22 protein-coding genes are annotated in these 24,035 nt (G+C 61.5%); 4 read left to right on the top strand and 18 right to left on the bottom strand.

Annotated elements, in window-relative coordinates; translation table 11 throughout:
* Positions 1–6 precede the first annotated feature (6 nt).
* The 7 genes from BLT86_RS14365 to BLT86_RS14335 form a co-directional block, all read right to left on the bottom strand.
* Entirely contained in the window at positions 7–1,554 is a 1,548-nt protein-coding gene (locus BLT86_RS14365; protein WP_092377547.1) for an ABC transporter ATP-binding protein, read from the bottom strand.
* A 314-nt stretch (positions 1,555–1,868) separates the two neighbouring features.
* The gene (locus tag BLT86_RS14360; RefSeq protein ID WP_092377544.1) at positions 1,869–2,555 is read right to left on the bottom strand and encodes an SDR family oxidoreductase; all 687 of its coding nucleotides are present in this window, start codon (positions 2,553–2,555) and stop codon (positions 1,869–1,871) included.
* Between the two features lie 165 nt (positions 2,556–2,720).
* Positions 2,721–3,287: a DUF922 domain-containing protein gene (locus BLT86_RS14355; RefSeq protein ID WP_092377541.1), complete on the bottom strand. Its 567-nt coding sequence runs from the start codon at positions 3,285–3,287 to the stop codon at positions 2,721–2,723.
* Entirely contained in the window at positions 3,284–3,868 is a 585-nt protein-coding gene (locus BLT86_RS14350) for an IMPACT family protein (RefSeq protein ID WP_092377538.1), read from the bottom strand. Before BLT86_RS14350 ends, BLT86_RS14355 begins: the two co-directional genes overlap by 4 nt.
* The gene (locus tag BLT86_RS14345; RefSeq protein WP_059392616.1) at positions 3,868–4,530 is read right to left on the bottom strand and encodes a TetR/AcrR family transcriptional regulator; all 663 of its coding nucleotides are present in this window, start codon (positions 4,528–4,530) and stop codon (positions 3,868–3,870) included. Before BLT86_RS14345 ends, BLT86_RS14350 begins: the two co-directional genes overlap by 1 nt.
* A 160-nt stretch (positions 4,531–4,690) precedes the next feature.
* Positions 4,691–6,067, bottom strand: a complete 1,377-nt coding sequence (locus tag BLT86_RS14340; RefSeq protein WP_092380428.1) for a uracil-xanthine permease family protein — start codon at positions 6,065–6,067, stop codon at positions 4,691–4,693.
* A 187-nt stretch (positions 6,068–6,254) separates the two neighbouring features.
* Positions 6,255–7,172, bottom strand: coding sequence for a LysR family transcriptional regulator (locus BLT86_RS14335; protein WP_017675412.1), 918 nt, complete (start codon positions 7,170–7,172; stop codon positions 6,255–6,257).
* Positions 7,173–7,350: 178 nt separating this feature from the next.
* On the opposite strand from BLT86_RS14335, the gene BLT86_RS14330 reads away from it, so the two are divergent.
* Together BLT86_RS14330 and BLT86_RS14325 are read left to right on the top strand one after the other, a co-directional pair.
* Complete coding sequence (locus BLT86_RS14330) at positions 7,351–8,697, top strand: aspartate aminotransferase family protein (RefSeq protein WP_017675411.1); 1,347 nt, start codon at positions 7,351–7,353, stop codon at positions 8,695–8,697.
* A gap of 107 nt (positions 8,698–8,804) precedes the next feature.
* A complete protein-coding gene (locus BLT86_RS14325) occupies positions 8,805–10,301 on the top strand; it encodes a CoA-acylating methylmalonate-semialdehyde dehydrogenase (protein WP_021489391.1) in 1,497 nt (498 codons plus the stop codon).
* Positions 10,302–10,403: 102 nt separating this feature from the next.
* Here the strand turns inward: BLT86_RS14325 and BLT86_RS14320 are convergent, their stop codons facing one another.
* Positions 10,404–10,610, bottom strand: coding sequence for a hypothetical protein (locus tag BLT86_RS14320; RefSeq protein ID WP_197676065.1), 207 nt, complete (start codon positions 10,608–10,610; stop codon positions 10,404–10,406).
* A 176-nt stretch (positions 10,611–10,786) separates the two neighbouring features.
* Here BLT86_RS14320 and BLT86_RS14315 point away from each other — a divergent pair, with 176 nt between their 5' ends.
* The gene (locus BLT86_RS14315) at positions 10,787–11,614 is read left to right on the top strand and encodes an arylamine N-acetyltransferase family protein (RefSeq protein ID WP_092377532.1); all 828 of its coding nucleotides are present in this window, start codon (positions 10,787–10,789) and stop codon (positions 11,612–11,614) included.
* Positions 11,615–12,224: 610 nt separating this feature from the next.
* Here BLT86_RS14315 and BLT86_RS14310 read toward each other — a convergent pair.
* The 10 genes from BLT86_RS14310 to BLT86_RS14265 all read right to left on the bottom strand — a co-directional run bounded on the left by BLT86_RS14310 (position 12,225) and on the right by BLT86_RS14265 (position 22,956).
* On the bottom strand, positions 12,225–14,144 hold the full coding sequence (locus BLT86_RS14310) for an ATP-binding protein (protein WP_092377530.1): 1,920 nt from the start codon (positions 14,142–14,144) through the stop codon (positions 12,225–12,227).
* 79 nt (positions 14,145–14,223) lie between these two features.
* Positions 14,224–15,048, bottom strand: coding sequence for an NYN domain-containing protein (locus BLT86_RS14305; protein ID WP_092377527.1), 825 nt, complete (start codon positions 15,046–15,048; stop codon positions 14,224–14,226).
* Between the two features lie 121 nt (positions 15,049–15,169).
* A complete protein-coding gene (locus BLT86_RS14300; protein ID WP_092377524.1) occupies positions 15,170–16,681 on the bottom strand; it encodes a SulP family inorganic anion transporter in 1,512 nt (503 codons plus the stop codon).
* An 84-nt stretch (positions 16,682–16,765) separates the two neighbouring features.
* Positions 16,766–17,497 carry a carbonic anhydrase gene (locus tag BLT86_RS14295; protein ID WP_017675404.1) on the bottom strand — a complete coding sequence of 244 codons (732 nt, stop codon included), beginning with the start codon at positions 17,495–17,497 and terminating at the stop codon, positions 16,766–16,768.
* Between the two features lie 314 nt (positions 17,498–17,811).
* Positions 17,812–18,048 carry a hypothetical protein gene (locus tag BLT86_RS14290; RefSeq protein ID WP_026088431.1) on the bottom strand — a complete coding sequence of 79 codons (237 nt, stop codon included), beginning with the start codon at positions 18,046–18,048 and terminating at the stop codon, positions 17,812–17,814.
* A gap of 358 nt (positions 18,049–18,406) precedes the next feature.
* Entirely contained in the window at positions 18,407–19,111 is a 705-nt protein-coding gene (locus tag BLT86_RS14285; protein ID WP_017675402.1) for a lipopolysaccharide kinase InaA family protein, read from the bottom strand.
* A gap of 283 nt (positions 19,112–19,394) precedes the next feature.
* Positions 19,395–21,041, bottom strand: a complete 1,647-nt coding sequence (gene groL / locus BLT86_RS14280) for a chaperonin GroEL (protein ID WP_017675401.1) — start codon at positions 21,039–21,041, stop codon at positions 19,395–19,397.
* Between the two features lie 48 nt (positions 21,042–21,089).
* On the bottom strand, positions 21,090–21,383 hold the full coding sequence (locus BLT86_RS14275) for a co-chaperone GroES (protein ID WP_017675400.1): 294 nt from the start codon (positions 21,381–21,383) through the stop codon (positions 21,090–21,092).
* A 321-nt stretch (positions 21,384–21,704) separates the two neighbouring features.
* Positions 21,705–22,154: an FxsA family protein gene (locus tag BLT86_RS14270; protein WP_017675399.1), complete on the bottom strand. Its 450-nt coding sequence runs from the start codon at positions 22,152–22,154 to the stop codon at positions 21,705–21,707.
* Positions 22,155–22,221: 67 nt separating this feature from the next.
* On the bottom strand, positions 22,222–22,956 hold the full coding sequence (locus tag BLT86_RS14265; RefSeq protein ID WP_017675398.1) for a HugZ family pyridoxamine 5'-phosphate oxidase: 735 nt from the start codon (positions 22,954–22,956) through the stop codon (positions 22,222–22,224).
* A 267-nt stretch (positions 22,957–23,223) separates the two neighbouring features.
* Here BLT86_RS14265 and BLT86_RS14260 point away from each other — a divergent pair, with 267 nt between their 5' ends.
* Positions 23,224–23,982, top strand: coding sequence for an SDR family oxidoreductase (locus tag BLT86_RS14260; RefSeq protein WP_004424551.1), 759 nt, complete (start codon positions 23,224–23,226; stop codon positions 23,980–23,982).
* Positions 23,983–24,035: the final 53 nt, after the last annotated feature.

Raw genomic sequence — 24,035 nt, 5'->3', positions numbered from 1 at the left:
GCTCCGTCAGCAAGCCGCAGCGGCGGCGGGTTGATCGAATTCACCGGCCATCCAGCGGCCGACTTCCACGGTGGATACCTCCACCGTCTCGGCCAGTGGCGACAGGCGCCCGCTGCACAGCGCGCCGATGCGGTCGCTGATCTGGAACAGCTCGTCGAGGTCTTCGGAGATCACCAGGATCGCCGCGCCAGCATCGCGCAGGGCGATCAGCGCACGGTGGATGGCCGCAGCGGCGCCAACGTCCACGCCCCAGGTCGGGTGCGCGGCCACCAGCAGTTTCGGGTTTTGCAGGATTTCCCGCCCCAGGATGAATTTCTGCAGATTGCCGCCGGACAGGCTGCGCGCCGCCGTGTCGGCATCCGGCGTTTTCACCGCGAAGCGGCGAATGATCTCTTCAGCCAGCGCGCGTACCTTGCCGCGCTGCACCAGGCCGCCCTTGACCAGTCCCTGACTGAAGGCGGTGAGTAGGGCGTTGTCCACCAGGCTCATCTCCGGCACCGCACCGTGGCCGAGGCGTTCGGCCGGCACGAAAGCCAGGCCCAGCTGGCGCCGCGCATCAGGGTGCAGATTGGCCACTGGCGCGGCATCCAGGCTGACCCGCTCGCGTTCGCCACGCGGTAGGCGGGTTTCGCCGCTGAGCAGCGCGAGCAGCTCGTCCTGGCCATTGCCGGCCACGCCGGCGATGCCGACGATCTCGCCACTGCGTACTTCCAGACGAAGGTGTTCGAGCGAGCAGCCGAAGGGATCGGGGTTGTGCCAGCTGAGGTCGTCGACACGCAGGCGTGGCAGGCCGCCGCTGACTTTCGGGTAGCTGCTTTCCAGCCCCTCGGCATCACCGACCATCAGCCGCGCCAACTCCAGGTCGCTGCATTCTGCCGGCACGCAATGGCCGGACACCAGCCCGCCGCGCAGCACCGTGGCGCTTTGGCACAGCGCGCGCACCTCGCCGAGCTTGTGGCTGATAAATAGGATGCTGCAGCCCTCGGCGGCCAGGCGGCGCAGGGTGACGAACAGTTCGTCGGCCTCCTGCGGGGTGAGCACCGAGGTGGGTTCGTCGAGAATCAGCAGTTGGATGTCCTGCATCAGGCAACGGACGATTTCCACCCGCTGGCGCTCACCGATGGACAGGCTATGCACCAGGCGCGTCGGCTCCAGCGCCATGCCGTAGCGCTGCGACACCTCGCGAATTTTCGGCTCCAGTTGCTTCGGCGTACCGGCGCCCGCGCCCATGGCCAGGGCGATGTTCTCGGCCACGCTCAGGGTCTCGAACAAGGAGAAATGCTGGAACACCATGCCGATGCCCAGGCCGCGCGCCATGGCCGGATCACGCATCTTCAAGGCCTGACCCTGCCAGCGAATCTCGCCACTGCTGGGTTGAGTGACGCCGTAGATGATCTTCATCAGCGTGCTCTTGCCGGCGCCGTTCTCGCCAAGCAGGGCGCGGATCTCACCGGGGGCGATGGTCAGGTCGATACGGTCGTTGGCCAGACAGCCGGGGTATTGCTTGCTGATGGCCGTCAGCTGCAGGCGTGGGGAAGCGGGTGGGGCGGACATGGGAAGCGCTCATGAACATGACTGAGCGGGGCTAAAGCAAAAACTTGGCCAGTGAGTCAGAAAATCCATTTTATGGGCTCTCGCCTATGGCCGAGCGCAATGCAATGCTTGCCATTGGTGCGCGTCTTTCCGTGTGCTGCGCACAATGCACCGTATTCGCGCGTGCGCGGCTAAAGCCCTTCCACAAAAGCGGTACCCACCTGTGGGAGGGGCTTTAGCCGCGACCGTTGCCCGGATGTAATCCGGGGGGCACCAGAAATCACTACTTGTGGCTACCAGGGCTAGCTTCTGCGAGCAGCCCGGGTTGAGCGTTTTTACCAGGGCAAAGGATTGCCCTCGAAGTCCTGATAACGCAGGCCTGGCCGGCCGACGGCAGCGCTAACCTGTTCGACCATACCCTTGCAACTGCTGTCGATATCCAGCGGGGCGTCGGCGCCGCCCATGTCGGTGCGTACCCAGCCTGGGTGCATCAGCAGCACGCCGAGTTTTGGGTTGTCCTGAGTGCGCACGAAGCACTGCACGAGGTGGTTGAGCGCAGCCTTGCTGGCGCCGTACAGCGGCATGCCCAGGCCGGCACCCGCCTCGATGCTGCCGAGGATCGAGCTCATGAACACGATCAGCCCATGCTCGGCGGCCAGGTTCGGCAGCAAGCGCTCGGCCACGCGCAGCGGGGCGACGGCGTTGGTCAGGAACAGCTGACCCATTTCCTCGGCGCTGGCCTGTGCAGTGCTGTGGTGCTCGGGGCCGGCGACCCCGGCATTGACGAAGATGACGTCGAACTGCTGATCATTCAGGCGGCCAGCCAACTGCTCGAGGCTGTCCGGATCAGTCATCTCCAGTTGCTCCACGCGCACGCCGGGCAGTGCCTGCAGCGGCGCTTGTTGCGCGGCGCTGCGCACGGTGGCGGTCACGGCCCAGCCCTGGGCGGCGAATTCACCGGCCAGACCAAGGCCGAGGCCACGTGAGGCACCGATGATCAGAATGGATCGGGAGGCAGTCATGTCAGGCTCCATGGCGGATGAGAAAGAAGATCAGCATAGCGAATGTCGATCCGATAAGCCTGGCACGGCAATCCCCTGTAGGAGGCCAGCCCCGGGGCGAAGCTTTTCGAGTGCGTCCAGGCACGATTCGCGGCGGGGCGCCGCTCCTACATTTTTGCTGCAGTGTTATTCCGTCAACCTGGCGCCTTGGCTGTGGCCATGGCCGGTTTCGCGGTCGTAACGGCGTTCATGTTCGAGATGCCGTTGCAGCACGGCATTGGCGCGCCGGTTGGCCTGCTGTTGCAGCTCGGTGCAGCTGGGGTATTCAGGTGTCGCCAGCAGCGCCGCGTCGATCTCGGCCGCCGCCGCCTGGCCGATGCGGTAATGGCCCAGCTCATGCTCGCGCAGTGCGCCCAGATACTGTTCGAAACGCTGGCGCTGCTGTGCGTCGCCGCCACCGAGGCGGGGCAGGGTGATGGTGGCGCTCAACCGGGTGCGGGTGAGGTCGATCTGGCAGCGACCATCACGCTGTTCGCGCCACCAGAAGTTCCATTGCACCTGCCAGCGTGTGTAGGCGTGGTAGATCTGGCCGTTCTGGCGAATCGGTGAGGCCTGGTTGATGGCGCGGCTGAGGGACTCTCCGGACGCTACCTGCAGGTCGTAGTACTGTTCCTGCAAACGCTCCTGCACTTCGGCGTGGGCCGACAGGGCGAGCCACAGCAGCGGCAGCAGGGCAGCGGTCGTTCGTTTCATGGCGCTTTCAGATTCTCGCGGCCACGGCTGATATCGCCAAGAAGGCGCTCCAGCACCGCGCGTTCGTCCGGTGCCACGGCCAAGTGCAGACGCGCGCCGGCAGCATCGTAATCCTCGCTTTCGATCAGGCTGTCGAACTCGTTCAGACGCGCCTTGAACAGCGGCAGTTCGGCGAACTGCAAATGACAGTTGAAGGGCTGCCGCAGCACCAGTTCACGGCGCTCGCCAGCTTGCAGGCATTTCGCCGCGCTACCGCCGTAGGCGCGGGCCAGGCCGCCGGTGCCGAGCTGAATGCCGCCGTACCAGCGAATCACCAGTACCACCACCTGATCGCAGTCCTGCCCCTCGATGGCGGCAAGGATCGGCCTGCCAGCCGTGCCACCCGGTTCGCCGTCGTCGTTGAAGCGGTACTGGTTGCCGACCTTCCACGCCCAGCAGTTGTGCGAGGCGGCCAGATCGCTGTGGCTGTCGATAAAGGCTTGCGCCTCGGCCGCGCTGGCAATCGGCGCGGCGAGGGCAATGAAGCGGCTCTTGCGAATCTCCTCGCGGTATTCGCAAGGGCCGAGCAGGGTGAACGCCATCAGGCTTTGGCAGCAGGCGTCAGGCCGCAGCCCTTGAGGATGATCTGCACCAGTTGATCGGAGGCTTGCTCGAAGTCCTGTTTGGTCAGGCGCGAGCTCTGCTTCACGCGGCAGATCTGCGAGGCGAAGTCGGCGTAGTGCTGGGTGCTGCTCCACAGCAGGAAGATCAGGTGGATCGGGTCGACCGGGTCCATCTTGCCGGCGGCGATCCAGCCTTCGAACACCGCAGCACGGCCACGGAACCAGTCCAGGTAGTTCTGGTTGAAGTACTGCGACAGGCAGTCGCCACCGCTGATCACTTCCATGGCGAAGATGCGCGAAGCCTTCGGCTGGCGCCGGGAGAATTCCATCTTGGCGCGGATGTAACGTTCCAGCGCTTCGGCCGGGTCGTCATCGACGCTCAGATTATTGAAGGTGCTGTCCCACAGTTCGAGGATGTTGCTCAGCACGGCCAGGTACAGCCCCAGCTTGTTGTTGAAGTAGTAGTGCAGGTTGGCCTTGGGCAGGCCGACGTTCTGCGCGATGGTATTCATGCTGGTGCCCTTGAAGCCGTGCCGGGCGAATTCTTCCTCGGCAGCCTTGATGATGGCTTCTTCATTCTTCTGGCGAATGCGCCCGGCGGGCTTGTCGTGGGCGCTGTGGGCGGGGACTTCGAAGGTCATGGGGCGATTCCGGGCTGATCTTGGGGCAGAGCGTTTGCACTGATACCCCAGCGCCGCTTGGGTGACAAGCGCAAGTCGCGGAAAAATGGCAGGAAATACCCTCACGCCGGGCTTGTGCACCAGGTTTGTGCGCGGGCCGACCCCCGTGCACCTGGACGCCTCAGGTTTCCTGCTCTTGTCCAGCCGTGCTCGCGCTGGCTGATTCCAGCGGCAACAGCAGGTTCATCAGGATGGCCGTCAGGCCGCCGCTGGTGATTGCCGAACCGAATACGTTCTGCACCAGCGTGGGCATCTGGCTCAGCAGGTCCGGCTGGCTGGAAACGCCGAGGCCGATGCCGAAGCTGGTGGCCATGATCAGCAGGCTGCGTCGGTCCAGCGGCGCCTGGGCGAGAATGCGAATGCCAGCGGTGGCGACCGTGCCGAACATCACCAGGGTAGCGCCGCCCAGCACCGGTTTGGGAATCTGCTGGAGGATGGCGCCGAGCACCGGGAACAGGCCGAGGATCAGCAAAATGGCGCCGATGTAGTAACCAACGTGGCGGCTGGCCACGCCGGAGAGCTGGATCACCCCGTTGTTCTGGCTGAAGGTGGTGTTGGGAAAGGTGTTGAACACCGCGGCGATCAGCGAGCTGACGCCATCGCCGAACACTCCGCCCTTGATCCGTTGCAGGTACTGCGGGCCGTTGATCGGCTGTTTCGAGATCATGCAATTGGCGGTCAGGTCGCCGGTGGTTTCGATGGCGGTGATCAGGTAGATCAGCGCTACCGGGACGAAGGCCATCCAGTCGAAGTCGAAACCGTAGCGAAACGGGATCGGCAGGCTCACCAGCGGCAGTTCGGGCAATGCCTTGGGCACCAGCACACCGCTGAGCCAGGCAGCCAGTGAGCCCACCACTAGGCCGATGACGATCGCCGACAGGCGTAGCCAGGGATTGCTCAGGCGGTTGAGCACGATGATGGTCAGCAGCACCAGGGCGCCCAGAGCCAGGTTGATCGGCGCACCGAAGTTCTCCGCCTTGGCGCCGCCGCCGACATCGGTGATGCCCACCTTGATCAGGCTGACGCCGATGATGGTGATGACGATACCGGTTACCAGCGGCGTGATGACGCGTTGCAGACGACCGATGAAGCGGCTCAGGACCATCTCGATGAAGGCGCCGAAGAAGCACACGCCGAAGATCATCGCCAGTATGTCGTCCGGGCTGCCGCCGCGTGCCTTGACCATCAAGCCAGCTGCCAGCACGGCACTGAGGAAGGCGAAGCTGGTGCCCTGCACGCAGATCATTCCGGCTCCGATGCCGAACGGGCGGCGCGCCTGGATCAGGGTACCGACGCCGGACACCATCAGGCCCATGCTGATCAGGTAAGGCAACTGTTCGTGCAGGCCGAGCACGCCGCCGATGATCAGGGTGGGGGTGACGATGCCGACGAAGCAGGCCAGTACATGCTGCAGCGCGGCGAAGAAGGCCGGCAGCGGCGCAGGGCGGTCGTCCAGGCCGTAGAGCAGTTCGGACGATGTCGGTGATTCGGTGGTCATGGCGAGTTCTCGCAGCAGAGGGCGCTCGCCCTTATGCAAGAAGCTGTCCATGTGATCAGTTTTTTTGGAGTTCTGCGCAGCAGCATGCTTTTCATGGGGTACAGATACCTGATCTGCTCGCATCCGGCGGTCTTGTCATGTTCGCAATGCACCGCGCTGGCTCGGCATGCGCGGCCATGGTGCGGGCTCAGGCTTCGGCCAGGGCGTCGAGAAAACTCTCCAGCACCAGGTGCGCGCGGCGGCCCTTGCGCGTCACCGCTGCCAGGTTGATGTCGTAGTAGCGAGTGGACGCCTTGAGCGCGCGCAGGCGACCCTGCTGCACCCAGGCCTGGGCGTAGTGGTCGGGCAGGTAGCCGATATAGCGCCCTGTGAGGATGAGAAAGGCCATGCCTTCACGGTCCGAGGCGCTGGCCGTGCAATTGAGCGCCTGGTAATGGCTCTGCACCTCGGGCGGCACGCGAAAGGTTGGGGCGATGGCCTCCTGGGCGTTGAGTCTTTCGTCCTCGAGCTGCAGATCATCGACGTAGAACAGCGGGTGGCCGACCGCGCAGTAGAGCAGCGAGCGCTCGTCATAGAGCGCCTGGTATTCCAGACCGGAGAGGGCGCCGACCTGCGGCACCACGCCGATATGCAGGCGACCGTCGAGCACGCCCTGTTCCACTTCCGACGGCGGCGTCATGCGGATATGGATGCGCACGTCCGGCCCCTGCACCTTGAGGCGCGCCAGGGCATTGGTGATGCGCATGTGCGGGATGGTTACCAGGTTGTCGGTCAGGCCGATGTTCAGTTCGCCGCGCAGGTGCTGGTGCAGGCCGTTGACCTCGGTGCGAAAGCTCTCCAGCGCCGCCAGCAGCTGCAGAGTGCTCTGGTACACCTCACGGCCTTCCTCGGTCAGGGCGAAGCCGGCGCGGCCACGCTGGCACAGGCGCAGGCCGAGGCGCTGTTCGAGGTCGCTCATTTGCTGGCTGATTGCCGAGCGGCCGATGCCTAGGGCGCTTTCCGCGGCGGAAAAACCGCCGCATTCCACCACGCTGCGAAACAGCTTGAGCAGGCGGATTTCAAAGTCGCTGACCTGGGCCAGCGGATCGGGGCGGCGGCTGCTCATTTGTTTAGTAAGCCTTGAACTGAAGATAAGAAGAGTGCTGTTTTACTGACTCTATGCCCGTGGCACCTTTGCTGGCAACTGATTCAATTCCCTTGTAGGAGTGGCTTCAGCCGCGATTGCTGTCGATCTTCGCGGCTAAAGCCCCTCCCACGACACCGTCGAGTGCGAGGCTCCTCCAATGAACATGCCGCAGACCGCAACCCCGTCCCTGGCCAGCCAGCTCAAGCTGGATGCGCACTGGATGCCGTTCTCCGCCAACCGCAACTTCCAGCGCGACCCGCGCCTGATCGTGGCGGCCGAGGGCAACTGGCTGACCGACGACCAGGGCCGCAAGATCTACGACAGCCTGTCCGGCCTGTGGACCTGCGGCGCCGGCCACTCGCGCAAGGAAATCCAGGACGCCGTGGCCAAGCAGCTCGGCACCCTCGACTATTCGCCGGGCTTCCAATACGGCCATCCGCTGTCGTTCAAGCTGGCCGAGCAGGTCGCTGATCTGATGCCGGGCGAGCTCAACCATGTGTTCTTCACCGGCTCCGGCTCCGAGTGCGCCGACACCGCGGTGAAAATGGCCAAGGCCTACTGGCGCCTCAAGGGCCAGGCGTCCAAGACCCGCTTCATCGGTCGCGCCCGTGGCTACCACGGCGTCAATATCGCCGGCACCTCCCTCGGCGGCATCGGTGGTAACCGCAAGATGTACGGCCAACTGATGGACGCCGACCACCTGCCGCACACCCTGCAACCGGGCATGGCCTTCACCAAGGGCATGGCCGAGACCGGCGGCGTGGAACTGGCCAACGAACTGCTCAAGCTGATCGAACTGCACGATGCCTCCAACATCGCTGCGGTGATCGTCGAGCCGATGTCCGGCTCGGCCGGTGCCATCGTGCCGCCGGTGGGCTACCTGCAGCGCCTGCGCGAGATCTGTACGCAGCACAACATCCTGCTGATTTTCGACGAAGTGATCACCGGCTTTGGCCGCATGGGCAAGTGGAGCGGCGCGGAGTTCTTCGGCGTGACCCCGGACCTGATGAACGTCGCCAAGCAGATCACCAACGGCGCCATCCCGCTGGGTGCGGTGATCGCCAGCAGCGAGATCTACAACACCTTCATGCAGCAGCCGTCGCCGGAGCACATGATCGAGTTCACCCATGGCTACACTTACTCGGCACACCCGGTCGCCTGTGCCGCTGGCCTGGCCACCCTGGAGCTGCTCAAGCGCGAGAACCTGATCCAGCAGTCCGCCGAGCTGGCGCCGAAGTTCGAGGCCGCGCTGCATGGCCTGAAGGGCACCAAGCACATCGTCGATATCCGCAACTGTGGCCTGGCTGGCGCCCTGCAGATCGCCCCGCGTGATGGCGACGCCGTGATCCGTCCGTTCGAGGCCGGTATGGCCCTGTGGAAGGCGGGTTTCTACGTACGCTTCGGTGGCGACACTCTGCAGTTCGGGCCGACCTTCAACGCCAAGATGGAAGACCTCGACCGCGTCTTCAATGCCGTTGGCGACGTGCTGAACAAGCTGGATTAAGAGCGAGCGCACCCATTTCTGTAGGAGCCCGCTTGCGGGCGATGTTGTAAAACGGATCGCCGGCAAGCCGGCTCCTACCCACAATAATTACGTCTAGGAGCTTCCCCATGAGCCATATCCCTCACCTGATCAACGGCGAGCGCGTTGCCGGCAACGGTCGCAGTGCCCCGGTATACAACCCGTCCACCGGCGACTCCACCAGCGCCGTCGGCCTGGCTGATCGCGCCACCATGCAACTGGCCATCGATGCCGCCAAAGCCGCCTTCCCGGCCTGGCGCAACACCCCGCCGGCCAAGCGCGCGCAGATCATGTTCCGCTTCAAGCAACTGCTGGAGCAGAACGAGAACGAAATCGCCGCGCTGATCAGCGCCGAGCACGGCAAGACCATTGAGGACGCCGTCGGTGAACTCAAGCGCGGCATCGAGAACGTCGAGTTCGCCTGCGCCGCCCCGGAAATTCTCAAGGGCGAATACAGCCGCAACGTCGGCCCGAACATCGACGCCTGGACCGACCTGCAACCCATTGGTGTCGTGGCAGGCATTACCCCGTTCAACTTCCCGGCCATGGTGCCGCTGTGGATGTACCCGCTGGCCATCGTCTGCGGCAACTGCTTCATCCTCAAGCCGTCCGAGCGCGACCCCAGCTCCACCCTGTTCATCGCCGAGCTGCTGAACCAGGCCGGCCTGCCCAAGGGCGTGCTTAACGTGGTCAACGGTGACAAGGACGCGGTCGACGCGCTGATCGAAGCGCCCGAGGTCAAGGCCCTGAGCTTCGTTGGCTCGACCCCCATCGCCGAATACATCTACAGCGAAGGCACCAAGCGCGGCAAACGCGTGCAGGCTCTGGGTGGCGCCAAGAACCACGCCGTGCTGATGCCCGATGCCGACCTGGACAACGCTGTCAGCGCTCTGATGGGGGCGGCCTACGGCTCCTGCGGCGAGCGCTGCATGGCCATCTCCGTGGCCGTGTGCGTGGGCGACCAGATTGCTGACGCGCTGGTCGACAAGATCGTTCCGCAGATCCAGGCGCTGAAAATCGGTGCCGGCACCTCCTGCGGCCTGGACATGGGCCCGCTGGTCACCGCTGCTGCGCGTGACAAGGTCAAGGGCTACATCGATGCCGGGGTAGAGCAGGGCGCCAAGCTGGTGGTCGATGGTCGTGGTCTGGTGGTGCCGGGTAACGAGAACGGCTTCTTCGTCGGCGGCACCCTGTTCGACCGAGTGACCCCGGACATGACCATCTACACCGACGAAATCTTCGGCCCGGTGCTGTGCATCGTTCGCGTCGGCAGCCTGGAAGAAGCAATGCAACTGATCAACGATCACGAGTACGGCAACGGCACCTGCATCTTCACCCGTGACGGAGAAGCGGCGCGCCTGTTCTGCGACGAGATCGAAGTGGGCATGGTCGGCGTCAACGTGCCGCTGCCGGTACCGGTGGCCTACCACAGCTTCGGCGGCTGGAAGCGCTCGCTGTTCGGCGACCTGCACGCCTACGGCCCGGATGGCGTGCGCTTCTACACCCGCAAGAAGGCCATCACCCAGCGCTGGCCGGCACGCAAGAGCCACGAAGCGGCGCAGTTCGCCTTCCCCAGCAATGGCTGAGCGAGCTGCTGCTTTGCACGAAAAGGCCGATCAATAGATCGGCCTTTTTGTTGTCAGGCGGCGCGTTGCTCGTTGCAAGCAGCGCTCCGCTGGAGACGCCGTTCACTGCGCCTGATCGATGGCCTCCTGCAGGCGCTGAGTGTTCGCCGCATTGGCCTGGTCGATCTGCTGCTTGAGCTGCTCCATCTGCTGCTGGGCCTGTTTGGCCTGCTCAGTCTGGAGTGTCGCCGTAGCGGCCGTCTCACCGGCGCCGCAGCCGGCCAGGGCGAGTAACAGGGAAAGGGTGCAGCAATGGCGCAGGTGCATCATGGAGTCCTCGGGCAAGCTCGTGCGGTGAGCGATAGATTGGCGCATTTCTGTCGATTTGTGTGTGCCGGCTACCGCAAACCGATAGCACTGATTCGAGCACGCCATGCCGCTCGTTGCATATCGTCTGTCCACGCCCTCTGGTAAAACAGCCGGCAGGTAGAAAAGGGAGATGCACGATGACCGAGCCATTCATGCTGGATCTACACACATACCTCGAGCGCCTGGGTTACTCGTCGGCGCCGCCACCGACCCTCGACACCCTGCGCGAGCTGCAGGCGCGGCACACCGCCGAGTTCCCCTTCGAAACCCTGGCGAGCATGCTGCGCGTGCCGGTTGAGGTCGAACCCGCCGCGATCCAGGACAAGTTGCTACGCCAGGGCCGTGGCGGCTACTGCTTCGAACTCAATCGTCTGTACCTGCTGCTGTTGCAGGCGCTGCGCTTCGACGCGCGCGGGCTGACCGGGCGCGTGGTCATGGGCGGGCCGGAGGATGCCCTGCCGGCACGTACCCATATGCTGGTGCTGGTGACCCTGGGTGGCGTGCGCTACATCACCGATGTCGGCTTCGGCGGCATGGTGCCGACCGGCCCCTTGCTGCTCGACAGCGAGGGCGAGCAGGCCACGCCGCATGAGCCCTATCGCCTGACGCTGGTGGATGGCACCTACACCTTGCGCGCGTTGGTGGCGGGTAGCTGGCGGGCGATGTACGTGTTCGATCTGCAGCAGGTGGCGGATATCGATTACGTGGTGGGTAACTGGTACGTGTGCACCCACCCGGACTCGCCGTTCCTCGGCCAGATGATCGCCGCCCGCACCGGGCCCGGCCTGCGCAAGACGCTGAACAACGGCAGCTTCGCGATCCATCGCCTGGGACAGGCCAGTGAGCGGGTGCAGTTGCAGAGTGTCGATGAGGTGCTCAGGGTGTTGCGTGAGGAGTTTGGCATTCAGGTGCCGGAGCATCCTGAGCGGCGGGAGATCATCGAGCGATTGATTGCGGGGGCGTGAAGGCAAGGCCGCTGGTATCGCTACGTTCTTGTGGGAGGGGCTTCAGCCGCGACCCGAAGCCACCCAAATCTGTAGGAGCGGCTTCAGCCGCGAAAATCTCAGAAGCCTGCTGAGATTGCTGCAGGCCCGCGATCAGTTCCCCTCTCCCATTTATGGGGCGTAAGCGGAAATAGCGAAGCACTGCTTCGCCCGCTGAAGCGCCCTGAGCTATGCGAAGGGCCGGGGCGCAGGGCGGGGGCTAGGGGAGAGGGTGCTTGGGGCTTTTGCTGGGGTATTGCACTCCGACGCCGCCTCTCTATCGCCTGAGAGTACGGTTGATTCGCTTCGCTCACCCTCCGGGCCAGCCTGCGGCTGTTACTACGCTTCGCTTCGTATCGCCCTTACGGCGACTCACTTTTTTCAAACGCCGGATGGCCGGCCCCGCCCAAAGGAACCAAAAGGTCTGTGCCTCGCCATCCGGAACTAGGCGTCCCCGTCATGCTGCGCTCGACTTCCCTCACTCCATCGTCGCTCCGAGGTTCCACCGCGAAGGGCGATTGGCGTATGCCTGCTGTATTGCGTTGAGCCAAATGATGGACAGGCTTCGCATGGTCCGCCCTATTTTCCAGAATTACGAGGTTTTGGCTGGGATCTCAAAGTCTAATACATTTTGGCTTTCCTCAAATCCAAGCTGCTTTCTCTGTTCTTCTAAAAACGGTGCACCTTTAACCCAGTCGTATAGCTTTAGTAGGCGACTTTTGGCTCTTGCAATAACAACTTGGTAGTCTAATGGTTGAATTGTGCAGCGATCATTATTTTCTTTTCTTATACCTTTTTCGATTGGGTCGATTTCACTTCCTAAGACAAAGCATGTCACCTTGGTGTCTTGGTCAATGAGCCCGGACTTTATTAGTTCACTCACATATTTCCAGCACTGTCCCTTTTCGTCGGTGCTAATGGGGATTCCTGGTTTTTTAAGTTCCACTATTACGAGCTTGTCAATCCCGATCTCACCGCCTTCTTCGTCATACTTATGGTATGAATAATTTCCCACTGTGCTGTCTGGTAATATTGCGAAGTCGGGGCGGTTGCGAGTGCCGACAAGGCTGGAGCTGAAAAGTTTCTGAATTACTTTTGTCATTCCTTCATTGGAAGTGAATTCTATAGTTTCGTATTCTGGTCCGAATATCCAAAGGCCTTGATGAAAAAGCGGCTGAAGCTCTTGGACTTCTTTTGTGTTGGTATCTAATATTCTTTCGCGTAATTCGTCTAGCAGTTTTAGTCTTATCTGGAGTTCGTCTAGAACTTCTTTCGCTAGATCAAGGCTCCAGTCCGCAAGGATGCTATGCAGGCTATCAATTTGATCAGGGTTCAATTCATGTAGCTTGCTGATGAGAGAGTACTTGGTGTCAGATTGCTCCATTTTTATTAAGGTGCCAGACAATTTTAGAAGATCCTTTTCGGTTAGACTGGTGCACTCCCCTTGTATTTCAGTAACAAACTCTTCCCATCTTTCTGCCCGTAGTGGAGTGAGTTTCTGGAGCTCCTTCTCATGCGCCTTTTTTATATTAGAAAAGACACGCTCGCGTTTTTGTTTTGTCTGTCCTAATATGTGTGACTTGACAAAGTCAAATACACTTGTGTGGACTTCTTCAAATTCGGGTGTGGCGTTGAATCCTGTCCAATCTTTTTTAATGGAGTCTGTTTTCGATAGAAAGTCAGCGCTGACAATGAAGGTGTGCCTTTTGGCTTCTGAAGATCTACCATCTATGATTTCGTCAAATCCATAACTTTTCCAATCTGCCTCGCCCACAAGGCGACCATTTACATGCCAAGCTATGCCATGTTGTTTGGTTGTTCTATCTGCATCATTCGTATCGATGATTGCAATGTTTATTATGTTTCCTGACTCCAGTTCAATAATTTCATGGGAAATGTTTTCGTTGGGGATATGTGAGAAATTTACAGGCTCTCCATTGACGATGCATTTGAAAGATGGATCGGTCAGAAATCGCATTCCGAGTTCAGAACGTACATCTTCTTCACTGATCCTGAGTGAGGAACTAGTACGGACAAAAATTCGAGTACCGTGTTCCCTGATGAAGGTCAACGGGGGGTGCTTTATTAATGTAAATGGAGCATCACCACTGCCGGCTTTAATTTCGTATTCTATATGTTCTCCATTCTTGTTTGAGGCGACAAAGTAGGATTCTCCGAAACAGAATCCTGCAAAACGGCCTACGCCGTTCTTTCCGAATACTGTTCTTTTTCTGTCATTAACGACAATCGTGCTTCCCTGCGTTTGTATTCGATCGTATGCAAGCGTACGCCATCTCGATGTGAATTCTTTTTCCGTGAGGCCTGAGCCATTGTCTTCGATTGAGAAGTGTTGTTCGTTTTTGTTGGTGGGCCAAACTACTTTTACCTCGCTAGCTCCTGCATCCCATGCGTTCGCAACTAACTCTACAATGGCAATTTTGGGGTCATGTAGAATATTCTTTCCAACTAATTTTTCTAAGAAATTTGGACCGAAAAGACAAGATTGTTCCATTGTCGTGTTCCTTGTTTTTTTAGTTGGTGTGGGTTTTATTGAGCAGCTGTATCTGTACGGGCGAAGAAGTTTTTAAGTTTTATTGTTTGGTTGCCGCCTTTCTGTTGCGCAGATATAGCACTTTTCCTCCAGTGGCTGTAACTCCTCGCTCCTGTAACTCAAACTGCCCATTTCGTGCCTTGATCAAGTCAGACAGTTTCTTGAAACCATACAGACGAGGATCGAAGTCGGACTTCAGTTTTCGCAGGTTTTCTCCGAGGGCTGCCATATGGACCCACCCATCTTCGTCGGAAATGTCGTCGATAACCTTGGTAATCAGCGTTACTGGGACTTTCGGTCGGTTGACTTCTGCTGGTGCGACTTCGGCGGGGGTTGTGTTGCCGGCGGCTGGTTTGGGCTCTGGGGTTTCAGGCTGTTGTGCGGCAGAACTCTCCGATTCGTTCGCGTCGTCGCGCAGCAACTCGGTATAGATGAACTTGTCGCATGCCTTCACGAAGGGCGGCGGCGTTTTCTGTTCGCCGAAGCCAATTACCTCCAGTCCTTCCTCGCGCAAGCGAGCTGCCAGCCGCGTGAAGTCGCTGTCGCTGGAAACCAGGCAAAAGCCATCGAAGCGCCGGGTATAAAGAAGGTCCATCGCGTCGATGATCAGCGAGCTGTCGGTGGCGTTCTTGCCCTTGGTGTAGGCGAACTGCTGGATCGGCTGGATGGAGTGGTCGAGCAGCACCTTCTTCCAACTGCCGAGGTTGGGCTGGGTCCAGTCGCCATAGATGCGTTTGACGCTGGCGACGCCGTACTTGGCTATTTCTTCGAAAAGGCCTTCGACGATGGCAGCGGGGGCGTTGTCCGCATCGATCAGAACAGCGAAGTGCTTATGCTGGCGGGCGGTGTTGGGTTTGCTGGCCATGGTGCGTCCTTGCTGGGCGATGGATCGACATTACTGCGAATAATGGCGTTGCGCCATAGGCCATTAGTCGATCCATTGACCTGGCTCACTCACCAGCCTGCGTGAGTGAGCCGTGGTGCGTTCAGGCCAGCGCCGTGCGCTGTCTACCTTCCACTCGGCGTTTCAACGCCGCACCTTCGACGATCTCCAATCCGCCGCCCTGGGCGCGGGCGGAGCGGCCCCAGTCTTCCAGAAGTTCCATGCAGGCATGGTCGATGTAGCTGACCCGCGCCAGGCTCAGGTGCAGGCAGGTACCCGGTTCGACGCCGGCCAGTAGCTTGGCCAGTTGTGGCACACGGAGGAAGGTGGCGGCGCCGCTCATGCGCAGTTCGGCGCTGTTCGGGCCGGTGGGCACCAGTTTCACGCGCAGGCGCGAGGCGCTCCACACCAGTTTCAGCAGGGTCAGGGCGAAGCCCACCAGCACGCCGGTCAGCAGGTCGGTGAAGACGATGCATAGCGCCGTGGCGGCGTAGATGAACACCGGGGCACGGCCGTACTGGCCGAGGTTGCGCATGGCCTTGGGGTCGACCAGTTTGCAGCCGGTGTACACCAGTACCGCGCCGAGGCTGGCCACCGGGATGCTCTGCAGCACGGCGGGCAGCAGAGCGACCAGGGCCAGTAGCCAGGCGCCGTGGAGGATGGTCGAGGCGCGGCCGCGAGCGCCGGCTTGCACGTTGGCCGAGCTACGTACGATCACGCCGGTCATCGGCAGGGCGCCGACTGCACCGCAGAGCATGTTGCCGATGCCCTGGGCGGACAGTTCGCGGTTGAAGCGCGCACGCGGGCCATCGTGCATGCGGTCGACGGCGGCAGCGGAGAGCAATGTCTCGGCACTGGCGATAAAGGCCAAGGCGAGGGCGGCGATCAGCAGTTGCGGATCGGCCAGGCTGGCCAGGCCCTGTGGGGTGATCCAGTCGATGGCATCGCCGAGATTGGCCGGCAGTTCGACGCGTTTGACCGGCAGTGTCAGCCACAGGCTGATCAGCGTGGCGAGCGTCACGCCGACCAGCGCGCCGGGCAGAAAGCGCAGTGGCGCTGGGCGAAAACGCTCCCACAGCCAGATGCTGGCGATGGTGCCGAGGCCCACTGCACCGGCGATCATGGCGTTGCTGCCGAGCAGGCTCAGCGCATCACGCACGGCGCCGGGGAAGGCCAGCAGGTTGTCCAGGCCGGAGGCCTTGGGCGCGGCATCGATCATCACGTGCACCTGCGACAGCACGATGAGGATGCCGATGCCGGCGAGCATGCCGTAGACCACCGCCGGCGCGGTGACGCGAAACCAGCCGCCCAGGCGCAAGGTGCCGGCGACCAGCTGGATCAGTCCGGCCAGCAGCAACACCGGGCCTAGCGCAGCCATGCCGTGAGTACGCACCAGCTCGAACACCAGCACGGCCAGGCCGGCAGCTGGGCCGCTCACCTGCAGCGGTGCGCCGGCGATGAAACCGACCACCAGACCGCCGATGATGCCGGTGATCAGCCCCTTGGCCGGCGGCATGCCGGAGGCGATGGCGATGCCCATGCACAGTGGCAGGGCGACGAGAAAGACCACCACGGACGCCAGCGCGTCCCGTGGCAGTGTGCGAAATACAGTCATGAATATCTCTCCTTGCCCGATCTACGGGCAAAAGCAGCCCGTGCCCGCGCCATCCAGGGGCGCAGGCTCAGGGGAATGGGTGGATCAGACGCTGGCGTAGCGCGGTTGCGGGGTAGCGCAGGGCTGCTCGTCGCCATCAAGCGGAAGGAAGTTGCCCGACGCGGCGTCGTAGGCGCGGATGCCGCCACTGTCGATGTCGTAGACCCAGCCATGGATCTGCAATTGGCCGCTGGCCAGACGGGCGGCGACGGAAGGGTGTGTGCGCAGGTGGTCGAGCTGGGCCACTACGTTCTCTTCGGTCAGCACGCCGAGGGTTTCGTGGGCGCTGCCGCAATTGCAGTTGTCCGCCACCACGCTGCGCGCCACCTCGGCGTGGCGCAGCCAGGCGCGCACGGTTGGCATGCCGTCGAGGCTGGCCGGGTTGAGCACGGCCTTCATCGCGCCGCAGTCGGAATGGCCACAGACGATGATGTGCTGCACGCCGAGCGCCAGTACGGCGTACTCGATGGCGGTGGACACGCCGCCGTTCATCTGTCCGTAGGGCGGTACCACGTTACCCACGTTACGGGTGACGAACAGAGTGCCGGGGTCGCTCTGGGTGATCAGCTCCGGCACGATGCGCGAGTCGGCGCAGGTGATGAACATTGCGCTGGGCGACTGCGCCGAGGCCAGACGCTTGAACAGCGCCTGCTGCTGCGGGTAGACCTCCTGGCGGAAACGCCGAAAGCCCTGCAGCAATTGTTGCAGGGCGGCCTGGGCGTTGTCCTTGGCGACGGGGCGCAGGGTGTTGCCGGTTCGGGAAGCGGTTGAGTTCATCGTTGCATCTCCTGTGATTTTCATCGGTGACGTTCTCGACTGCCAGCCAAACGCCTGTGACCGTTCGGTCACTTCCAGGGCAACGATAAAGATTCTTACTTAATCAAAACTGAACGAGAGGCTCTAAAACGCCACTATGCGGGCATTTTCAGGGATGTGGCCTGTGGGGCCAGAGGCATGAGCGAGTACTGGAAGTATCGAGGAGCAGAGCGGGTGATCGAGCTGCGCGGGTATGAGCGGCAAGAGGCAGCGCCTGGCGGGCCACCTGCTGCTGCAGGTCAGCCCGCTGGGCGAGGTGTGACCGTGGGTGTGGCTTAGTGCTCGCCCTTCATCGCGCCACTGAGGCCGAACATCAGCACCAGCAGGTTGGCATCGGGTTTGGCGGCGGGCTGCACTTGCTTGCGCAAAGGCGCGGTGGGGCAGGGTTCTGCGGCGGTGCAGGTTTGCGCTTCCAGCACGCGTGGGCCGGGCTCCTGCCAGGCTGCGGCGGCGATTGCCGTTACGCTGAGGGCGAGGCCCAGGAACAAACCTCGTGCTATTTCTAATTTCATTTTGCTAACCCCTTGAAAGCGCTGCCAAACGCTGTTCGCTAAACCTAGATCACCCATTGCCTTGTCGTCGTCTCATGCGACGAACGGTCTTAGCGCGTAGCTGGCACCAGCCGGGGCTGTGCTGGGACACGGGCCTTGTCGGTTGGTTCAACAATGCTGCGGGTAACGTATCGACGTAACCTTAGGTGCCCGTTAAGGCCCCCTGTAACAGCCGGCCCTGGCAGTTGCAGTCGCCTGCAGCTCTGCTTGCTACCCAGCGCAAAGGTGCAAGGTAGAGCCACTTCCTGGTGGGGGTGATGCGGATGGAACGAGGTGTTGCGGGAAAAACACTGCCGGCCCTGGGCCGGCAGTCGTTTGTTCAGGCAATAGCCGTGCCGAGGCCTTTGGCACCATCGGCGAAGATCTGGCGATAGCCCTGCAGCAGTTGCTGCCAGTCGGCGTCGGACCAGGGGCTGTGGCGTCGTAGTTGAGGCAGGTCGTGCTGAGCGGCCTGGGCGCGTGTCAGGCGGCGACGGCTTTTCTCCAGATCCAGCAGGGCAACCTGCGGCGTTTCGCCGGCAACGTTAACGAATACATGTTTGGCATACAGGCAACCGTGCTGCCAGCGCCCCAGGTGCATGCGCGCCAGAGTCGCGCCAACAAGTTGCAGCAACTCGGTGTGTACGGCTTCACCACAGGCTTCGCGGCCGCCTTTGGCGTACCAGCTTTCGATGTCCATGAAGCCTTCGAGCTCGGCGGTCACCAGCAGGCCCCGCCAGCCCTGTTGTGGGTCGCGTTCAACGCCGCAGTAGATCAGCTTGGGAACGGGCACGCCGAGTGCGTCCAGGGCCAGCAATGCACTGCGTTCGCGCAGTACGGTCGGGCGTCCCTGTGGGTGCAGCAGGCTGCGGTAGATATGGCCGATCTGTTTCTTGGCGTAGAGCACGCCGGTTTCATCCAGCAGGCGCTGCACACCACTTTTGCCGCCGCGGCGAGCGTTGGGCTCTTCGACCCAATCACCTTGCTGTTGCCACCAGTATTGGAATACCTGCTGAGGAATCTCGTTCGTACTGCAAAGGGCCATATTTTTGTTCTTCTATTGGAGGTGTGCGCAGCACTCGTCTCGTGAACGGGGACTACGTCGTTCAGGGTTGTAACAAAACATAAGCAAACAACGTTCCCGAGTCCATCGGTAATGTGATCGGATTTTGCGGCCTGTATCGCTTTTCGTCGGGCATAAAAAATTTCCGGGAGAAATTTTTAACGTCGCGTAGCGACGGCCCTCAGGGTGGCCGCCATGGATGGCAGGCCAAAAAAAACCCCGCGACTGGCGCGGGGTTCTTGGTACTGCTAAGGAGCCGGGTGGCTTACATCATGCCGCCCATGCCACCCATACCGCCCATGCCACCCATATCAGGCATGGAAGGAGCCTTGTCGTCAGCCGCTTCGGCAACCATGGCCTCGGTGGTGATCATCAGGCCGCCGATGGAAGCAGCAGCTTGCAGGGCCGAACGGGTGACTTTGGCCGGGTCGAGAATACCCATCTCGATCATGTCGCCGTAGGTGTCGGTCGCGGCGTTGAAGCCGAAGTTGCCCGAACCCTGCTTGACCTTGTCGACCACTACGCTCGGCTCGCCGCCGGCGTTGGCAACGATCTGACGCAGCGGCGCTTCTACAGCGCGACGCAGCAGAGCGATACCGACGTTCTGGTCTTCGTTGTCGCCTTTCAGCTCGTCGATTGCCAGCAGAGCGCGCACCAGGGCCACGCCACCGCCAGGTACCACGCCTTCTTCCACAGCAGCGCGGGTAGCGTGCAGGGCGTCTTCAACGCGGGCTTTCTTCTCTTTCATCTCGACTTCGGTGGCAGCGCCAACCTTGATCACGGCAACACCGCCAGCCAGCTTGGCCAGACGCTCTTGCAGCTTCTCTTTGTCGTAGTCGGAAGAGGTTTCTTCGACCTGCTTGCGGATCTGTGCAACGCGGGCTTCGATGTCGACCTGGGCACCAGCACCATCGATGATGGTGGTGTTGTCCTTGTTCAGTACGACGCGCTTGGCGTTACCCAGGTGCTCCAGAGTGGCGCTTTCCAGGGACAGGCCAACTTCTTCGGAGATCACGGTACCGCCGGTCAGGATGGCGATGTCCTGCAGCATGGCCTTGCGGCGGTCGCCGAAGCCCGGAGCCTTGACGGCAGCGACTTTGACGATGCCACGCATGTTGTTGACGACCAGGGTAGCCAGGGCTTCGCCTTCGACGTCTTCAGCCACGATCAGCAGCGGACGACCAGCCTTGGCAACGGCTTCCAGAACCGGCAGCAGTTCGCGGATGTTGCTGATCTTCTTGTCGACCAGCAGCAGCAGCGGGCCTTCCAGCTCGGCAACCATGGTGTCCGGCTTGTTGATGAAGTACGGCGACAGGTAGCCACGGTCGAACTGCATGCCTTCTACGACGGACAGTTCGTTTTCCAGGCCCGAGCCTTCTTCAACGGTGATGACGCCTTCTTTGCCGACCTTTTCCATGGCTTCGGCGATGATGTCACCGATGGAGTTGTCGGAGTTGGCGGAGATGGTGCCGACCTGAGCGATGGCCTTGGTGTCGGTGCACGGCTTGGCCAGTTCTTTCAGTTGGGCAACGATGGCGATGGTGGCCTTGTCGATGCCGCGCTTCAGATCCATCGGGTTCATACCGGCAGCGACGGACTTCAGGCCTTCGTTGACGATGGCTTGAGCCAGAACGGTAGCGGTGGTGGTGCCGTCACCGGCAGCGTCGTTGGCCTTGGACGCAACGTCCTTGACCAGTTGGGCGCCCATGTTTTCGAAGGCGTCTTTCAGTTCGATTTCCTTGGCAACCGACACACCGTCTTTGGTGATGGTCGGGGCGCCGAAGGATTTGGCCAGCACCACGTTACGGCCTTTCGGGCCGAGGGTGGCTTTGACGGCGTCGGCCAGTACGTTGACGCCAATGAGCATTTTCTTGCGGGCGGAATCGCCAAACTTGACTTCTTTAGCAGCCATGTTGATCAGTCCTCAAATTCTTGAAGGTTAAACGGAGATTCGTGGGAATCAGGCTTCGACGACAGCGAGGATTTCGTTCTCGCCCATTACCAGCAGGTCTTCGCCGTCGACTTTGACGGTGTTGCTGCCGGAGTACGGGCCGAATACCACCTTGTCACCGACCTTGACGGCCAGCGGACGGACTTCGCCGTTATCCAGAACCTTACCGGTACCGACGGCAACGACTTCACCCTGGTTCGGCTTCTCGGCGGCCGAACCCGGCAGCACGATGCCGCCTGCGGTTTTGGTCTCTTCTTCGCTGCGACGGATCACGACGCGGTCATGCAGAGGACGAAGCTTCATTGTCGATCTCTCCTAACAATTGAATGGCCAACTTGCCGACTCTTGTGGTCGGCGGGTTTGTAAAATCCGGCGAGGCCGGGCGCGGCACGCTGGGCGCACCGCGAAAGTCGGACTGCCTCAGCGGGCAGGCACCTTGCGGTGACTGCTACATGTGGGCGGGCAAGGGTATTTCAAGGGGCGGGGATGAAATTTTTTGCGTTTCAGAGGGGGCAGCACTCGCGGTAAGCACCGCAGCCTGACGACTTTGCGTAGGAGCCGGCTTGTCGGCGATCAGCCAGAGAGAGATCGCCGGCAAGCCGGCTCCTACAGGTGCTGTAGGGATCAGTCGCGGCGCTCGTACTCGCCTTCGAGCACGTTGGGGTTGGTCTTGCCGGTGCGGGCGGCCTGGTCATCGAAGAAGGCGCGCTGACGCAGGGCCTGCTCCTCGGCGCGGCGGCGGATCTTGCCCACCAGCAGGCGGCGGGTGAAGGGAAGCAGGCAGAGCACGCCGAAGATGTCGCTGATGAAACCCGGCAGCAGCAGCAGGCCACCGCCGACGGCGATCAGCAGGCCTTCGAGCATTTCCTGCTCGGGCAGCTCACCACGCGAGAGTTTTTCGCGGGCGCGCCAGGCAGTGGCGACACCTGCAACGCGTAAAAGAACACTGCCGAGAATGGCGGTGCCGATCACCAGCATCAACGTGGGCAGCACGCCTATGGCGCTGCCGACCTTGATCAGCAGGGCCAGCTCGATGATGGGAAAGAGCAGAAAGAGGAACAGAAACACGCGCATGAGTCGAAGTGTCCTTGGCGGAAGACGGGCTTCCCGTAGAAGTTAAATATGGCGTTTCGCGCTTAATTCAAGCTGAAGGCGCGCCATTGGTCGGCCAGCTCTCGGCTCTGGCCAGTTGCACCAGCGCCTGGCGCACGGCGCCGGGATTGCTGCAGGGTGCGGGAAAGGGCAGCCAGTACAGGCTCTGGCCGATGCGCAGATGAAAGCCTTCACTGTCGATACCGGCCATCTGCGCGGGTTCGTGTTGCGGCAGGCCGGCCAGTTCGACGTAATGGGCGATGGCGCTGGCGTGGTCGTCGTTCATGTGCTCGACCATGCTCGCTTCGCTGCCGTCCGCCGCGAAAGGATTGGCCAGGGCCACCTGGTCGAGCCAGTGAATGGCGCCGAAGCCGCCGATGAAGCGCCAGCGCACCGGCTCCAGCCGCCAAAAATCGAAATCATGCGCCCGATGGTAGTCGCGCGACTGGGGGAAAAAGCGGTAATAACGCTGTGCGGCCGCTTCGATTTCGTCCTCGTCACGCAACTGTCGTGCTTCGGCGAGCAAAGTGAGGCGGCCGACCGCCTGCACATCCTCTGCGCCACGTTCGCCGACCAATAGCGAACATTTGGCGTCCTGCCCGAGATTATGGGTGTGCTGGGCGATGCGGCTGATCAGGATCAGTGGGCGACCCTCGGCGTCCAGGCAGTAGGGCACCACCGATCCGAAAGGGAAACCCGGCATGGCCTTGGAGTGGGTGCTGAGCACGCCACGGTATTCCTTGAGCAGCAATTCTCGTGCATGCTTGCCGGCTTTAACGCTCACCTATATGGCTCCTCGCAAAGAATCCGTAGGAACCTGTTCACTGTCAGCTGCGCGTCGGCGCTACTGCGTTAAAAACAGGCTCGGAATGCTCATTTACAACTCGTAAAGTCGTGCGCGACTCCGAGCGTTCCTCGCCTGTTTTTGCCTTGTATCGCTCTAGCTCGCAAGACCGTGAACAGATTCCTAATAAACGGACAGACGCCCTAGCATAGCGGTTAGCGGGCATCAGCGGGGTCGGTAAATGCTGCACCTTGAGGGGATAAAGCGATGCAACTGAAAGACAAAGTCATCATCATCACTGGCGGATGCCAGGGGCTGGGTCGCGCCATGGGTGAGTACCTGGCGGCCAAGGGCGCCAAGCTGGCGCTGGTCGATCTGAATCAGGAAAAACTCGACGAAGCCGTGGCTGCCTGCAAGGCCGCCGGTGGCGATGCCCGCAGCTACCTGTGCAACGTCGCCGATGAAGAGCAGGTGACCCATATGGTCGCCCAGGTGGCCGATGACTTCGGCGCCATCAACGGCCTGGTCAACAACGCCGGCATCCTGCGCGATGGCCTGACCATCCGCGTGAAAGATGGCGAAATGACCAAGATGAGCCTGGCGCAGTGGCAGGCGGTGATCGATGTCAACCTGACCGGCGTGTTCCTCTGCACCCGTGAAGTGGCGGCGAAGATGATTGAGCTGGGCAACCAGGGCGCCATCGTCAACATTTCCTCGATCTCCCGTGCCGGCAACATGGGCCAGGCCAACTACTCCGCAGCCAAGGCGGGCGTGGCTGCCGACACCGTGGTCTGGGCCAAGGAACTGGCGCGTTACGGCATCCGCGTCGCGGGTGTGGCGCCGGGCTTCATCGAAACCGAAATGACCGGCAGCATGAAGCCGGAAGCGCTGGAGAAGATGACTTCGGGCATTCCGCTCAAGCGCATGGGCAAGCCGGCCGAGATCGCCCATTCGGTGGCCTACATTCTGGAAAACGACTACTACACGGGTCGCATTCTGGAGCTGGACGGCGGCCTGCGTCTGTAACAGGCTGTTGAAAAACTACCTGCGTTGCTATTGCTGCGTTAAAAACAGGCTCA

Source organism: Pseudomonas sihuiensis, from assembly GCF_900106015.1.
Lineage (GTDB): Bacteria > Pseudomonadota > Gammaproteobacteria > Pseudomonadales > Pseudomonadaceae > Aquipseudomonas > Aquipseudomonas sihuiensis.
Note: the sequence above shows the minus strand (reverse complement) of the source record. Positions and strands in the feature narration are given on the sequence as shown.